Raw genomic sequence first — 14,453 nt, forward strand, 5'->3', positions numbered from 1 at the left:
CTTTATTGATCTTTGGATCGATTCCAATTTTGATTGGTTCTCCAGTCATAAGATCAATTGAGTACCGGGATGAACGCAGCCTACGAGCCGAATGCTTATGAGCCTTGGAGTGCCGACCGAGGCACCGAGATCATCGAGAGCCTGTCCCATGTGGAAGGTGGCGTGATCGTGATTCTGCATGCGATGCAGGAAGCCTTTGGTTATGTGCCAGAGGCGGCAATCCCGATGATCGCGCTGGCGCGTAACCTGTCGCGCGCCGAGGTCCATGGCGTGTTCACCTTCTATCACGACTTCCGGCATGAACCGGCTGGCAAACATGTGCTGAAGATCTGCCGGGCCGAGGCTTGCCAGGCGGCCGGCGGCGACGCGCTGGCTGCGCGCGCGGAAGCGAAATTGGGAGTAAAATTCGGAAACACGACGGCGGATCAGCGTGTTACGTTGGAGCCGATCTATTGCCTCGGGCTCTGCGCCACGGCGCCATCGGCGATGCTCGATGGCCGTCTGGTTGGCCGCCTCGATGAGAAGCGCATCGATGCGCTGGTCGCGGAGGCACAGCGATGACATCGTCTGATAAAACTCTGAAGATCTACATTCCGCGCGATGCGGCCGCCGTTTCCGTCGGCGCCGATGAACTCGTCAGTGCCTTCGAAGCGGAGGCTCAAAAGCGCAAGCTTGCAATCGAGATCATTCGCCCCGGTTCGCGCGGATTGCTGTGGCTGGAGCCGATGATCGAAGTCGCGACGCCGGAAGGTCGCGTCGCCTTCGGGCCGGTCGAAGAGAAAGACGTTGCGTCGGTGCTCGATGCGATGGTCGCAAACGGCCAGCACGCGCTGCGTCTTGGTGTCGCGGAGGAGATTCCGTGGCTCAAAAAGCAGACGCGTCTGACCTTTGTGCGCTGCGGCGTCGTCGATCCCCGGTCAGTCGAGGATTACATCGCGCATGGCGGCTACAAGGGCCTCACGCGCGCGCTGACGCTGGATAGCGCCGGCATCATTGCCGATGTCACCACTTCCGGCCTGCGTGGCCGCGGCGGGGCCGGCTTCCCGACCGGCATCAAGTGGAAGACGGTGGCCGATACCAAGGCCGATCGCAAATTCATCGTCTGTAATGCGGACGAGGGCGACAGCGGCACCTTCGCCGACCGCATGATCATGGAAGGCGATCCCTTCGTGGTGATCGAAGGCATGACCATTGCCGGCATCGCGGTGGGCGCCACCAAGGGCTACATCTATATCCGTTCGGAATATCCGCATGCCGTCGAGGCGATGAATGAGGGTATCGCTGCCGCCAAGCGCGCCGGTTACCTCGGCGACAAGATTCGCGGCTCGGCGCACGCATTCGATCTCGAAGTCCGCGTCGGCGCCGGCGCCTATGTCTGCGGCGAGGAGACCTCACTGCTGGAGTCGCTCGAAGGCCGTCGCGGCATCGTCCGCGCCAAGCCGCCGCTGCCGGCGCATAAAGGCCTGTTCGGCAAGCCGACGGTCATCAACAACGTCCTCTCGTTTGCGGCGATCCCGTTCATCCTCGACAACGGCGCCAAGGCCTATGCGGATTACGGTATGGGCCGCTCGCGTGGCACGATGCCGATCCAACTCGCGGGTAACATCAAGTTCGGCGGCCTCTTCGAAGTCGCTTTCGGCATCACGCTGGGTGAGCTGATTGATGATATCGGCGGCGGCACCTTCACCGGCAAGCCGGTCCGCGCGGTGCAGGTCGGCGGTCCGCTCGGGGCCTACTTCCCGCGCGAATTGTTCGACACGCCATTCGACTACGAGGCTTTTGCCAAGCGCGACGGCCTGATCGGCCACGGCGGCATCGTGGTGTTCGACGACACCGTCGATATGTCGAAGCAGGCGCGCTTTGCGATGGAATTCTGCGCCATCGAATCCTGCGGCAAGTGCACGCCGTGCCGCATCGGCTCCACCCGCGGCGTCGAGACCATCGACAAGATCCGCCGCGGCGAACGCGTCGCCGAGAACATCGCCGTGCTGCAGGACCTCAGCAACACCATGAAGTTCGGCTCGCTCTGCGCGCTGGGCGGCTTCACGCCGTATCCGGTGATGAGCGCATTGAAACATTTCCCTGATGATTTCGGCCCGGTGCCCACGCGCCTTCAGGCCGCAGAGTAAAGGAGCTACACATGTCGCTCGTTCACGAAATCGATTTTGGTACGCCGCGCTCGAAGTCCGAAAAGATGGTCACGCTGACCATTGACGGGCAGAGCGTCTCGGTGCCCGAGGGCACCTCAATCATGCGCGCCGCCATGGAGATGGGCACGCAGATTCCGAAACTCTGCGCCACCGACATGGTGGATGCCTTCGGCTCCTGCCGCCTCTGTCTCGTCGAGATCGAAGGCCGCGCGGGCACGCCGGCCTCCTGCACCACGCCGGCCATGGAAGGCCTCGTGGTTCATACCCAGAATGCGCGGCTCGCGGCGCTGCGCAAGGGCGTGATGGAGCTCTATATCTCCGACCATCCGCTCGACTGTCTCACCTGCGCCGCCAATGGTGATTGCGAATTGCAGGATATGGCCGGTGCCGTCGGCTTGCGCGACGTGCGTTACGGTTATGACGGCGAGAACCATGTCTTCGCCAAGACCGGTCCGAAGCACAATCACAATTCGCCGGAAGCCTGCGAAAACGATCACTGGATGGCGAAGGACGAGTCGAATCCGTACTTCACCTATGACCCCTCCAAGTGCATCGTCTGCTCGCGCTGCGTTCGCGCCTGTGAAGAAGTTCAGGGCACTTTCGCGCTGACGATCTCCGGCCGCGGTTTCGAGAGCCGGGTCTCGCCGGGCATGAGCGAGAGCTTCCTGGGTTCGGAATGCGTGTCCTGCGGCGCCTGCGTGCAGGCCTGCCCGACCGCGACGCTGACCGAGAAGGCCGTGATCGAGATCGGCCAGCCTGAGCACTCCGCTGTGACCACCTGCGCCTATTGCGGCGTCGGCTGTACCTTCAAGGCGGAAATGCGCGGCGAGGAATTGGTGCGCATGGTGCCGTACAAGGACGGCAAGGCCAATCGCGGCCATTCCTGCGTCAAGGGCCGCTTCGCTTGGGGCTATGCGAACCACAAAGAGCGCATCCTCAATCCGATGATCCGGGAGAAGATCACCGATCCATGGCAGGAAGTGTCATGGGATGAGGCCTTCAATTTCGCGGCCAAGAAGTTCAAGGGCATCCAGGCCAAACACGGCAAAGATTCCATCGGCGGCATCACCTCGTCGCGCTGCACTAATGAAGAAGTATTCGTGGTGCAGAAGCTGATCCGCGCCGGCTTCGGCAACAACAATGTCGATACCTGCGCTCGCGTCTGCCATTCGCCGACCGGCTACGGCCTGTCCTCGACCTTCGGCACCTCGGCCGGCACGCAGGATTTCGACTCGGTGGAAGACACCGACGTCGTGATGATCATTGGTGCGAACCCGACCGATGGCCATCCGGTGTTCGCGTCGCGCCTGAAGAAGCGTTTGCGCGCCGGAGCCAAGCTGATCGTGGTCGATCCGCGCCAAACCGATATCGTGCGCTCGGCCCATATCGAGGCACAGCACCATCTGCCCCTGATGCCCGGCACCAATGTCGCCGTGCTCACCGCGCTGGCGCATGTCATCGTCACCGAAGGCCTCGCCGACGAGACCTTCATCCGCGAGCGCTGTGACTGGAGCGAGTTCGAAGACTGGGCGGCCTTTGTCGCGCAGCCGAACCACAGCCCCGAAGCCACCGCCATCATGACCGGCGTCGATCCGAAGGAGCTGCGCGCCGCCGCCCGTTTGTTCGCCACCGGTGGCAACGGTGCGATCTATTACGGTCTCGGTGTCACCGAGCACAGCCAGGGTTCGACCACCGTAATCGCGATCGCGAACCTCGCGATGGCGACCGGCAATATCGGCCGTCCCGGCGTCGGCGTGAATCCGCTGCGCGGCCAGAACAACGTGCAGGGCTCCTGCGACATGGGCTCGTTCCCGCACGAGCTGCCGGGCTATCGCCACATCTCTGGCGATGCGGTGCGCGAGCAGTTCGAAGCGATGTGGAACGTCAAGCTCAACAGTGAGCCGGGCCTGCGCATCCCCAACATGTTCGATGCCGCCACCGAAGGCACTTTCATGGGCCTCTACGTGCAGGGCGAAGACATCCTGCAGTCCGATCCCAACACCAAGCATGTGGTCGCGGCGCTGTCGGCGATGGAATGCGTCATCGTCCACGACCTGTTCCTGAACGAGACCGCCAACTACGCCCACGTGTTCTTCCCGGGCTCCACCTTCCTGGAGAAGAACGGCACTTTCACCAATGCCGAACGTCGCATTCAGCGCGTCCGCAAGGTGATGTCGCCGAAGAATGGTCTTGAGGATTGGGAAGTGACCTTGGGATTCGCCAAGGCACTCGGCTATGAGATGTCCTACAATCACCCCTCGGAGATCATGGACGAAATCGCGGCGCTGACGCCGACTTTCGCCGGCGTCTCCTATGCGAAGCTGGAGGAGGTTGGTTCGGTGCAGTGGCCGTGTAACGAGAAGCAGCCTCTGGGCACGCCGATTATGCATATGGACGGCTTCGTGCGCGGCAAGGGCAAGTTCATGCTCACCGAATACATCGCCACCGACGAGCGTACCGGGCCGCGCTTCCCGCTGCTGCTCACCACCGGCCGTATTCTCAGCCAGTACAATGTCGGCGCGCAGACACGGCGCACCGAGAATGTGGTCTGGCATGAAGAGGATCGTCTGGAGCTGCATCCGCATGACGCCGAACTGCGTGGCATCCGCGACGGCGACTGGGTGAAGCTGCAGAGCCGCGCCGGCGAGACGACGTTGCGTGCGCTGCTAACCGAGCGTATGGCGCCGGGCGTGGTCTATACGACCTTCCATCACCCGACCACGCAGGCCAACGTCATCACCACCGAGTTCTCGGACTGGGCCACCAATTGCCCGGAATACAAGGTGACGGCGGTGCAGATCTCGCCCTCGAACGGTCCGTCCGAGTGGCAGAAGGAATATGACGAGCAGGCCCGCCAGTCGCGCCGGATCGCCATGCCCGTCGTGGAAGCCGCGGAGTAGGTCTGGAGACCAGAGATGCACGAGCCGGTTCGCTCAGTCCCCCGCAAGATCTGGCACCAGTCCGGCGTCAGCGAGGGGTTGCGCGCGGTGCCGGAAGAGACCGCGCTGGCGATCACCTATAATGGCGGCACCTATGCCGTCATGATGGGGACGCCGCAGGACTATCGCGACTTCGCCTATGGCTTCAGCCTAAGCGAAGGCGTGGTCACCTCGATCGACGAGATCGAGAGTTTCGAGGCCGTTGAATTCGACGATGGCGTTGAGCTGCGTATGTGGCTCGCAGGCGAGAAGGCCGAGAGCATCAGCGCGCGGCGCCGGCAGATCGCAGGGCCGACGGGCTGCGGTCTGTGTGGCATCGACTCGATCTCGGAAGCCGTTAAGCCGGCGGCCATAGTCGCGCCCGGCGGCGTGTTCTCCTTCGACCAGATCATGGCGGCGATGGAGACGCTGTCGCCGCTGCAGAAGGTCAACATCCAGACCCGCGCCGTGCACGCCGCGGCGTTCTGGACGCCGGCCGACGGCATCGTCGCGTTGCGTGAGGATGTCGGCCGTCATAATGCGCTCGACAAGCTGGCCGGCGCGCTGGCGCAGGCCAAGGTCGATGCAGGGCAGGGCATCGTGCTGCTGACCAGCCGCGTCTCTGTCGAGATGGTGCAGAAGACGGCTGCCATCGGCGCGCCGCTCATGGTGTCGGTCTCGGCACCCACCGCACTGGCCATCCGCATGGCGGAAGCCGCAGGCATTACGTTGGCCGCGATCGCGCGCAGCGACGGGTTCGAAGTTTTCACACATCAGCATCGCGTGCGTCAGCACGGCGTCACCGCGGATGCATCAGGGCAAGAGCATGGACACCCACACATCGACGTCGCCTGACCGGCTGATCTACATGGCCAACCAGATCGGCGACTTCTTCAACAGCCAGGGCCACGATCACGCCGTGGCCGGCATTGCCGAGCACATCAAGAAGTTCTGGGATCCGCGCATGCGGAAGAAGATCTTCGAACATCTGGATGCGGGCGGCGCCGGGCTGAAGCCGAATGTGCTCGAGGCGATCGCTTCGCTGAAGAAGTAGGACCAACCCGCACTCGTCATTCCGGGGCGCGGGCGTCTTCGTGCACGCGAACCCGGAATCTGGACATGGCATGGCGCTGTCGGAGACTCCCATGCTGAGATTCCGGGGCGCGATCGCCAAGCGGCGCTCGCGCCCCGGAATGACGGTGTAGGGTGCCGCGACGAAACCTAACCCGCTTCCTTCGGCGTCTGCGGTTTCAGCGCCAGCGCATGTACCGTTCCCGCAAGTTCCGCCGCTAGCAGTTCGTTGATCATGCGATGGCGGTCGATCCGGCTCTTCCCTTCGAAGGCCTCCGACACAATATTGACCCTGAAGTGGGTTTCACCCTCCGGGCGGTGGCCCATGTGACCGGCATGCAGATGCGATTCATCTGAAACGTTGAGGCTGAGGGGCGCGAAAGCCTCTGTCAGCTTCTTTGTGATGTTATCTTTCATGGTCATGATGGCCGGCTTAGCGGTTCGCCCCACTCATGGTCAATCACGATGTGGCGACCATATTGGTGCGGCGCAGGGCGCCGAATGAGGTAATCGGAATGTCAAGACTTGAAGCTTTTTGCATTGCGTTGTCATAGTCAGCCATGCCCATCGACTCATCCAAATTCTTCGACAGCATCCGTATCAAGCCGAACAAGCTGAGCGCGAAGCAGCAGGCCGCTGCGCGCGAAGAAGCTATTATGTGCGAGTGGCCCGAGTGCAAGAACAAGGGTCCGCACCGCGCGCCCAAGGGCCGTGCGCAGGACAAGGAATACTGGCACTTCTGCCTGAACCATGTCCGCGAATACAATCAGGGCTACAACTTCTTCCAGGGCATGGCCCCGGACGCGGTCGCCAAGTACCAGAAGGACGCGCTGACCGGCCATCGTCCGACCTGGAAGATGGGCGCCAACGGCTCTGCGGACAAAACCAAGGCCGGGCAGCCCGACCTCGACGGCGCGATTGATCCGTTTGCCATGTTCAACGAGATGAACGGCATGGGTATGGGGCGCGGCCGGGCCCGCAAGCCGCAGCAGCCGATCAAGGAAGAAACCCGCAAGATCTTCAATGCCGAGCGCAAGGCGCTGCAAGTCATGGGTCTCGGCCCCAGCGCGACGCTGGACGACGTCAAGGCGCAGTACAAAGCGCTGGTGAAGCAGCACCACCCCGACGCCAATGGCGGCGACCGCTCCACCGAGGACCGCTTGATCGAAATCATCAAGGCTTACAACTACTTGAAGACTGTGGTCCGGGGCTCCTGAGGCGCTCCGAGATTGTCCACGCCCTTGCCAATGTTCGTCGCGTCCGGCCAGCGTGAAGCGAGCTTCGCTGGATGTGCCGGGCATTCACGTCTTTGGTGGCGAGTGAACAAAGACGTAGGTGGCCGGGACAAGCCCGGCCATGACGGCCGAGAGCGCTGCCAAACTATTAAGCATAACCCATCGCCGCCTGCTTAATTCGCCTTCCCGCCAGATACCGCCGCAATTCCGCCCGGCCTGAGATCTTCAATCTCTGTTGACCATCGCCGGAACGGAACCAGCTGGTCACGGCCAGTTGCCTTGCGAGCAAGGGGCCTTAAGGCTAATATTTGCGTACGAATAAGGGCTCATTTGTCTTTATTCCTTGGGGTGTCGACGTCCCGTCGGCTGCGGAGCTTGGCTTTGAAACATCGCTCGCTTGTTCGCGCGCTGCTGACGTCGGTCGTACTTGCGACAGGCGTGGTGCTGGCCGGCTGCAACGGCGAAGACATGTCGCTCGCCAGCAACGCGAAGGCGAACCAGCCCGTTCCTCCCAAGCTCGTCGCCGAGATGACCGAAAAGGACATGGACCTGCAGTCGCCGATGCTGGTCCGTGTGTTCAAGCAGGAAGCCGAACTCGAAGTCTGGAAGCAGAATCGCTCCGGCCAGTTTGCACTGCTGAAGACCTATCCGATCTGCCGCTGGTCCGGCGATCTCGGCCCCAAGGTCAAGGAAGGCGATCGTCAGGCACCGGAAGGTTTCTATGCGATCACGCCGGCGCAGATGAATCCGCGCTCGTCCTATTATCTCTCCTTCAATACAGGTTTCCCCAACGCCTTCGACAAGTCGCTGGGACGCACCGGTTCGCAACTGATGGTGCATGGCGATTGTTCGTCGCGCGGCTGCTTCGCCATGACCGACGAACAGATCGCCGAGATCTATTCGCTGGGTCGTGAGTCTTTCTTCGGCGGGCAGCGCTCGTTCCAGTTCGCGGCGTTTCCGTTCAAGATGACGCCGGTCAACATGGCCAAGCATCGCAACAACCCGAACATGCCGTTCTGGAAGATGATCAAGCAGGGCTATGATCATTTCGAAGTGACGCGGCAGGAGCCGAAGGTCGAGTTCTGCGAGAACAAGTATGTGTTTGATCCGGCCGCGCCTGCGGGATCGACCAAGCCGCTGGTGTTCAATGCCTCGGCCAAGTGCCCGGTCTACCAGATCCCGTCCGAGATCGCCGATGCCGTCAGCGCCAAGCAGGCGCAGGATGATGCGAAGATTGCCGAACTGGTTGCCAAGGGCACGCCGGTAGCGCAGCGCCGTCCCGATATCGACGGCGGCATGAACCGCGTCTTCGCCTCCAAACTGCCCGATGGCGCCACCGGCCTGTCGGATCCGGAGCCGCCGGGCGTGCAGACCGCCGCCTATTCGCGCGCACCGGGCACTATCCCGCCGCACGTCAATCCGCCGAAGGCCACTGCTGCGGCCTCGACGTCCTATTCGGCCTCGCTTTTCGCAGCGTCGGAAGAACCCGTCGTCGCCGCGCCCTCCACGCGTGTCGCGTCGGCCTCGTCGGATGGTGGCTTCTTCAGCAATCTCGCCAAGAAGGTCGGCATCGGCGGCTCGGAAACGACCACGACCGCAACTACGGCGCCAGCCGCTCCCGTGCCGACACCGGCCGCAAAGCCGAAGGCCGTCGCCAGCAAGGCCGCCCCGTCGGCTGCTCCTGCGACGCCTGCTTCTGTAGCTGCAGCGAAGCCGGCCGCTGCACCCGCACCGCTCGTCGTCACCCCACGCCCGCCGCTCAAGCCGACGCTGTCGGCCGAATCATCCACGCCAGCCTCCGGCGGCGGCGCCGGCACAGCCGCGCTGTCAGGCGCAGCCCCGGTCGTGTCCGCGAATTCGTTCACGGACCGCTTCTCGGCGATGCGCTAGGCGCGTCGCTCTTCCTGCAGACATATCGCTCAGGTGTGTTTGGCGCCGTGGTCGCTGACGCGTTTGACAATACTCACCTGACGCACGCCGTCGAGCTCCTGCAGCTTCGAAGGATAGCTCGCGATATCCTGTGACGACACCTTGCTGAGCAGGATCGAGAGCTGGTCGGTGCCCTGGGGATCGCGGCTTTCCACGAGGAAGCGCTTCACCTGGCCGGCGCGCAGCGACAACGTCTCGCGGAGTAATTCCGGCGTCAGGCCGTTGTTCTCGACTTCCACCTTCAGCATGCAGGTCTGGTTGCGCGAGCGATAGGCTTCCTCGAGCGGCTTGATACCGACGAGGATGATCAGGATGATCACCGTCGATGCGCCGGCCGCGAGATACAATCCTCCGCCGACCGCAAGCCCGATCGCTGCCACCGTCCAGATACTTGCTGCTGTAGTCAGTCCCTTGACGATCTCGCCGCGCGCAAGGATCGATCCTGCGCCGAGAAAGCCGATGCCGGACACCACCTGCGCCGCGATACGCGATGGATCGAGCACGACATTGGATTGCGTGAGCAGGATGTTGGAGAAGCCGTATTGCGAGACCAGCATGATCAGGCAGGAGCCGACGCAGACCAGCATATGCGTGCGGATGCCCGCGGCCCAGAGCAGCCGCTCCCGCTCGAAACCGATCAGACTGCCGAGCGCCGCGGCGGAGATCAGGCGGATCAGCATTTCGGAATTGGACATCATCGGCACGCCCCCCTCATTCCTGCGGTCGCTCGTGTCGGCACGATGAAACAGGCTAATCCTCTGCGGCGCGTTGTCCAATCGTCGTCAGCGTCGTCCAGCGCAGTGCTTGGCTGCGTGAATGCGTGGAACCAACAGCCCAAAGAAAAATCCCTCCCGAACGGGGAGGGATTTCAGATGGCTTCGCGATCTACCCGGTGGTCAGCTTACGCATACCGCCCGTGGCAGTGCTTGAACTTCTTGCCGGAGCCGCAGGGACAATCTTCGTTGCGGCCGACCTTGCCCCAGGTGTCCTGGTTGTTCGGGTCGCGGGCGACGGCGGGCTGTTGCTGGCCCATCGGTGCCAGCGCCGCATTGGCGAAGGCCATTTCGTCTTCGCCGGTGTTGTAGTCGAGCTTGTGGGCTTCCATGACAGGCAGTTCGGGCTGCACGTCCGGCGGCACGATTTCGACGCGCATCAATTGTGCGGTGACGGCTTCGCGCAGATTGGCGATCATCGCCTCGAACAGGTTGAAGGCTTCCGCCTTGTATTCCTGCAGCGGATCGCGCTGGCCGTAGCCGCGCAGGCCGATGACCTGACGCAGGTGATCCAGCATCACCAGATGTTCGCGCCACAGATGATCCAGCGTCTGCAGCAGGATCGTCTTCTCGACGTAACGCATCACGTCGGGGCCCCACTGGGCGACCTTCGCGGCCATGTGCTCGTCGGCCTTCTGCTCGATACGGTTGAGCAGCTCCTCGTCAGCGATGCCTTCTTCCTTGGCCCATTCGTCCACCGGAAGATCGAGGTCGAGCACGCGCTTGAGCTCTTCCTTCAGGCCGGCCACGTCCCACTGCTCGGCATACTGGTTTTCCGGCACGTGTTTGGTGACGAGATCCTCGACGAAGGCGCGGCGCATGTCGTTGACGGTCTCGGCGACGCTATCGTTCTGCATCAGGTCGACGCGCTGCTCGAAGATCACCTTGCGCTGGTCGTTCTGTACGTCGTCATATTTCAGCAGGTTCTTGCGGATGTCGAAGTTGCGCGCTTCGACCTTCTGCTGGGCCTTTTCGAGCGCCTTGTTGATCCACGGATGGATGATCGCTTCGCCTTCCTTCAGGCCGAGGCGCGTCAGCATCGTATCGAGACGATCCGAACCGAAGATGCGCATCAGGTCGTCTTCCAGCGACAGGAAGAACTTGGACCGGCCAGGGTCGCCCTGACGGCCGGAGCGGCCGCGGAGCTGGTTGTCGATGCGGCGTGACTCGTGGCGCTCGGAGCCCATGATGTAGAGGCCGCCGGGCTTCTCGACGGTCTTGGCCGGCTTGCTGCCCTTGGCGGGCTCGATCTCGACCACTTCCTTGGCGTTCAGCACGATCTCGCGGAAACGCTCGATCTCGGCCTTGATCTCGGCGATCTTGGCGGCCTTCTCGGCCTCGTCGGCGATCTCGGCCGTTTCGATCTGCGCGCGCATCTCGACCGAGCCGCCGAGTTTGATGTCGGTGCCGCGGCCGGCCATGTTGGTGGCGATGGTGATGGCGCCGGGGACGCCGGCTTCGGCGACGATATAGGCTTCCTGCTCATGGAAGCGCGCATTCAGGACCGCGAACAGTTTCGCCGGCTTGCCGGAACGCGCGGCCGCATAGAGCTTGTCCATCGCCTTCGGCTTGGTGAAGTCGATCAGCTTGTAGCCGTTCTTGAGCAGATACTCGCCAAGCACTTCCGATTTTTCGATCGACGCGGTGCCGACCAGTACCGGCTGCATCCGCGCATTGGCGCGCTCGATTTCGGCGAGGATGGCGGCGTGCTTCTCGTCTTGGGTGCGATAGACCTCGTCGTCCTCGTCCATGCGGCCGATGCCAACATTGGTGGGCACTTCGACGACTTCGAGCTTGTAGATGTCGAACAGCTCATCCGCTTCGGTCAGAGCCGTACCGGTCATGCCGGCCAGTTTCTTGTACATGCGGAAGTAGTTCTGGAACGTGATCGAGGCCAGCGTCTGGTTTTCCGGCTGGACCGTCACATGTTCCTTGGCTTCCAGCGCCTGGTGCAGGCCTTCCGAATAACGGCGACCTTGCATCATGCGGCCGGTGAACTCGTCGATGATGATCACTTCGTCGTCGCGGACGATGTAGTCCTTGTCGCGGTTGAACAGCGAGTGGGCGCGCAGCGCCTGATTGATGTGATGCACGACGGAGACGTTCTCGACGTCATACAGCGTCTCGCCCTTGAGCTGGCCGGCATCGCGCAGCAAGGTTTCGATCTTCTCCATGCCGGCTTCGGTCAGCGTCACGGTGCGCTGCTTCTCGTCGACTTCGAAGTCGATGACCTTTTCGAGCTTGGGCAGGAAGGTGTCGATGGTGTTGTAGAATTCCGAGCGGTCGTCGAGCGGGCCGGAGATGATCAGCGGCGTACGCGCTTCGTCGATCAGGATCGAGTCGACTTCGTCGACGATGGCATAGAAGTGCTTGCGCTGGACCATATCCTCCAGCCGGTACTTCATGTTGTCACGCAGATAGTCGAAGCCGTATTCGTTGTTGGTGCCGTAGGTGATGTCGCAGGCATAGGCCGCCTGGCGCTCGGCATCGTCGAGGCCGTGAACGATCACGCCGGTGGTGAGGCCCAGGAAGCTGTAGATCTGGCCCATCCAGCCGCTATCGCGCTTGGCGAGGTAGTCGTTGACGGTCACGACATGCACGCCCTGACCGGCGAGCGCGTTCAGATAGACGGCGAGCGTGGCGACCAGCGTCTTGCCTTCGCCGGTCTTCATCTCGGCGATGTCGCCCTCATGCAGCACCATGCCGCCGATCAGCTGCACGTCGAAGTGGCGCTGGCCGAGGGTGCGCTTGGCGGCTTCGCGGACGGTGGCGAAAGCGGGAACGAGGAGATGGTCGAGAGTCTTGCCGGCCCCTAACTGCGCCTTGAACTCGGCGGTGCGCGCTTTGAGCGCATCGTCCGACAGCGCTGCGACCTCAGGTTCCAGCGCGTTGATCGCGGCAACACGCGATTGATATCCCTTGACGCGGCGGTCGTTGGCAGAGCCGAAGAACTTGCGGGCGAGCGCGCCGATCATCACGAAATCCTGTCTTTAGCAATGCGGCCCGAAGGCCGTGGAATGGTGCAGCGGTCGCCCAGCCTCGTCATATCCAAAGTCTGTGGCGGATTGCTGTCTGGACCCCGGTGCGGGAGTGCCAAAAAAGCAAGACCCCGGGAGATGAGTGGGAGCAGGGCAATCAGGGGTTCAATGACCACGGCGCGGCCGAAATCGCGCCTTCGCCACCGGCCCGGTCGGGGAGAGATATGGCCCGTGTGGGGGGTTGTCAACGGCGCGAACCTCTCAAGGATTTCATCATTTTGACAGAGTTTTCGCGTTGCCAAGACGGTACGTTTGGGAGAGTGTCCGCCGTCCCCAACAGGCTCTTATCCGAGATAAGGATTTTCCATGACCTTCGTATCGCTCGCCCTGACGCCGGGCCTGCGCCCGGGCCGCACCCTGGCTGCCCTGACCGGCGCCGTTGCGGTGGCCTTTCTCACCAGTTTCCCGGTTTACGCGCAGGATGCCAATCCGGTCCTCGCCAAGGTCAACGGCCAGGAAATCCGCCAGAGCGACGTCACCATTGCCGAGGAAGAGCTCGGCCCGAGCCTCGCCCAGATGGATCCCGCGACCCGGAAGGACAATGTGCTGTCGTTCCTGATCGACATGAAGATCGTCGCCAAGGCTGCCGAGGACAAGAAGATCGCCGATCGTGAGGATTTCAAGTCCAAGCTGGCCTTCGCCCGTAATCGTCTGCTGATGGACAACCTCCTGGCCGTCGAGGGCAAGGAAGCCCTGACCGACGACAACATGAAGAAGGTCTATGAGGACGCGGCCAAGCAGATCACCGGCGAAGCCGAAGTCCATGCCCGCCACATCCTGGTGGAGAGCGAGGCCGAGGCCAAGACGGTCGCCGACGAGCTGAAGAAGGGCGCCGATTTCGCCGAACTCGCCAAGAAGAAGTCGAAGGATCCGGGCGCGGCCGATGGCGGCGATCTGGGTTTCTTCACCAAGGACCAGATGGTGCCGGAATTCTCCGCCGTTGCCTTCGCGCTGGAGCCGGGCAAGATCTCGGACCCCGTGAAGTCGCAGTTCGGCTGGCACATCATCAAGGTCGAGGAAAAGCGCAACCGCAAGGCGCCGGAATTCGACCAGGTGAAGCCGCAGATCGAACAGTATGTCGTGCGCAAGGCGCAGGCCGACTACGTCACCAAGCTGCGTGAAGGTGCGAAGGTTGAGCGTATCGATCAGGCCGCCGCAACGCCTGCTCCGGCGGCACCCGCCGCGCCTGCTGCCAAGGACGCGCCGAAGCCGGCCGACAGCAAGATGGCTCCGGCGAAGAAGTAATTCTGGACTCGAAAAGCCCGCCCTCTGTCGAGAGGGCGGGCTTTTTGCTGCCTGTAACACATACGCTGTCATGGCCGGGACAAGCCCGGGCATG

Annotated in this window: 11 protein-coding genes; 8 read left to right on the forward strand and 3 right to left on the reverse strand. The window is 62.5% G+C overall.

What is annotated here, in order from left to right; genetic code table 11:
• The first annotated feature begins 69 nt into the window (after window positions 1-69).
• From AB7951_RS00600 to AB7951_RS00620, 5 genes are read left to right on the forward strand one after another with little or no spacing between them, the layout of a single operon-like run.
• Window positions 70-561, forward strand: coding sequence for a formate dehydrogenase subunit gamma (locus AB7951_RS00600; protein ID WP_089267785.1), 492 nt, complete (start codon window positions 70-72; stop codon window positions 559-561).
• Window positions 558-2,129: a formate dehydrogenase beta subunit gene (locus AB7951_RS00605; protein ID WP_120287414.1), complete on the forward strand. Its 1,572-nt coding sequence runs from the start codon at window positions 558-560 to the stop codon at window positions 2,127-2,129. The genes AB7951_RS00600 and AB7951_RS00605 overlap by 4 nt, the downstream gene beginning before the upstream one ends.
• Window positions 2,130-2,140: 11 nt before the next feature.
• Complete coding sequence (gene fdhF / locus AB7951_RS00610; RefSeq protein WP_120287413.1) at window positions 2,141-5,050, forward strand: formate dehydrogenase subunit alpha; 2,910 nt, start codon at window positions 2,141-2,143, stop codon at window positions 5,048-5,050.
• A gap of 15 nt (window positions 5,051-5,065) precedes the next feature.
• Window positions 5,066-5,923, forward strand: coding sequence for a formate dehydrogenase accessory sulfurtransferase FdhD (gene fdhD / locus AB7951_RS00615; RefSeq protein WP_120287412.1), 858 nt, complete (start codon window positions 5,066-5,068; stop codon window positions 5,921-5,923).
• A complete protein-coding gene (locus AB7951_RS00620) occupies window positions 5,895-6,122 on the forward strand; it encodes a formate dehydrogenase subunit delta (protein ID WP_068729526.1) in 228 nt (75 codons plus the stop codon). The genes fdhD and AB7951_RS00620 overlap by 29 nt, the downstream gene beginning before the upstream one ends.
• A gap of 167 nt (window positions 6,123-6,289) precedes the next feature.
• Here the strand turns inward: AB7951_RS00620 and AB7951_RS00625 are convergent, their stop codons facing one another.
• Window positions 6,290-6,562: a BolA family protein gene (locus tag AB7951_RS00625; RefSeq protein WP_120287411.1), complete on the reverse strand. Its 273-nt coding sequence runs from the start codon at window positions 6,560-6,562 to the stop codon at window positions 6,290-6,292.
• 137 nt (window positions 6,563-6,699) lie between these two features.
• On the opposite strand from AB7951_RS00625, the gene AB7951_RS00630 reads away from it, so the two are divergent.
• On the forward strand, window positions 6,700-7,356 hold the full coding sequence (locus AB7951_RS00630) for a J domain-containing protein (RefSeq protein ID WP_089267780.1): 657 nt from the start codon (window positions 6,700-6,702) through the stop codon (window positions 7,354-7,356).
• A 399-nt stretch (window positions 7,357-7,755) separates the two neighbouring features.
• Window positions 7,756-9,264 carry a L,D-transpeptidase family protein gene (locus tag AB7951_RS00635; RefSeq protein WP_120287410.1) on the forward strand — a complete coding sequence of 503 codons (1,509 nt, stop codon included), beginning with the start codon at window positions 7,756-7,758 and terminating at the stop codon, window positions 9,262-9,264.
• A 29-nt stretch (window positions 9,265-9,293) separates the two neighbouring features.
• On the opposite strand, the gene AB7951_RS00640 is transcribed toward AB7951_RS00635, so the two are convergent.
• Both AB7951_RS00640 and secA read right to left on the reverse strand, forming a co-directional pair.
• Entirely contained in the window at window positions 9,294-10,001 is a 708-nt protein-coding gene (locus AB7951_RS00640) for an MgtC/SapB family protein (RefSeq protein ID WP_093757530.1), read from the reverse strand.
• Between the two features lie 203 nt (window positions 10,002-10,204).
• Window positions 10,205-13,051 carry a preprotein translocase subunit SecA gene (secA, locus tag AB7951_RS00645; protein WP_439061999.1) on the reverse strand — a complete coding sequence of 949 codons (2,847 nt, stop codon included), beginning with the start codon at window positions 13,049-13,051 and terminating at the stop codon, window positions 10,205-10,207.
• Window positions 13,052-13,420: 369 nt separating this feature from the next.
• On the opposite strand from secA, the gene AB7951_RS00650 reads away from it, so the two are divergent.
• On the forward strand, window positions 13,421-14,359 hold the full coding sequence (locus tag AB7951_RS00650; RefSeq protein ID WP_089267776.1) for a peptidylprolyl isomerase: 939 nt from the start codon (window positions 13,421-13,423) through the stop codon (window positions 14,357-14,359).
• Window positions 14,360-14,453 lie beyond the last annotated feature (94 nt).

Origin of the sequence: Tardiphaga sp. 285_C5_N1_2, assembly GCF_052076065.1 — a bacterium.
Lineage (GTDB): Bacteria > Pseudomonadota > Alphaproteobacteria > Rhizobiales > Xanthobacteraceae > Tardiphaga > Tardiphaga robiniae.

Bases quoted from the DNA above. Each gene is read 5' to 3' on its own strand.
- fdhF (WP_120287413.1), top strand. From the start codon at position 2,141: ATGTCGCTCGTTCACGAAATCGATTTTGGTACGCCGCGCTCGAAGTCC.
- AB7951_RS00620 (WP_068729526.1), top strand. From the start codon at position 5,895: ATGGACACCCACACATCGACGTCGCCTGACCGGCTGATCTACATGGCC.
- secA (WP_439061999.1), bottom strand. From the start codon at position 13,051: ATGATCGGCGCGCTCGCCCGCAAGTTCTTCGGCTCTGCCAACGACCGC.
- AB7951_RS00640 (WP_093757530.1), bottom strand. From the start codon at position 10,001: ATGATGTCCAATTCCGAAATGCTGATCCGCCTGATCTCCGCCGCGGCG.
- AB7951_RS00650 (WP_089267776.1), top strand. From the start codon at position 13,421: ATGACCTTCGTATCGCTCGCCCTGACGCCGGGCCTGCGCCCGGGCCGC.
- AB7951_RS00625 (WP_120287411.1), bottom strand. From the start codon at position 6,562: ATGACCATGAAAGATAACATCACAAAGAAGCTGACAGAGGCTTTCGCG.
- AB7951_RS00605 (WP_120287414.1), top strand. From the start codon at position 558: ATGACATCGTCTGATAAAACTCTGAAGATCTACATTCCGCGCGATGCG.
- fdhD (WP_120287412.1), top strand. From the start codon at position 5,066: ATGCACGAGCCGGTTCGCTCAGTCCCCCGCAAGATCTGGCACCAGTCC.
- AB7951_RS00630 (WP_089267780.1), top strand. From the start codon at position 6,700: ATGCCCATCGACTCATCCAAATTCTTCGACAGCATCCGTATCAAGCCG.
- AB7951_RS00600 (WP_089267785.1), top strand. From the start codon at position 70: ATGAACGCAGCCTACGAGCCGAATGCTTATGAGCCTTGGAGTGCCGAC.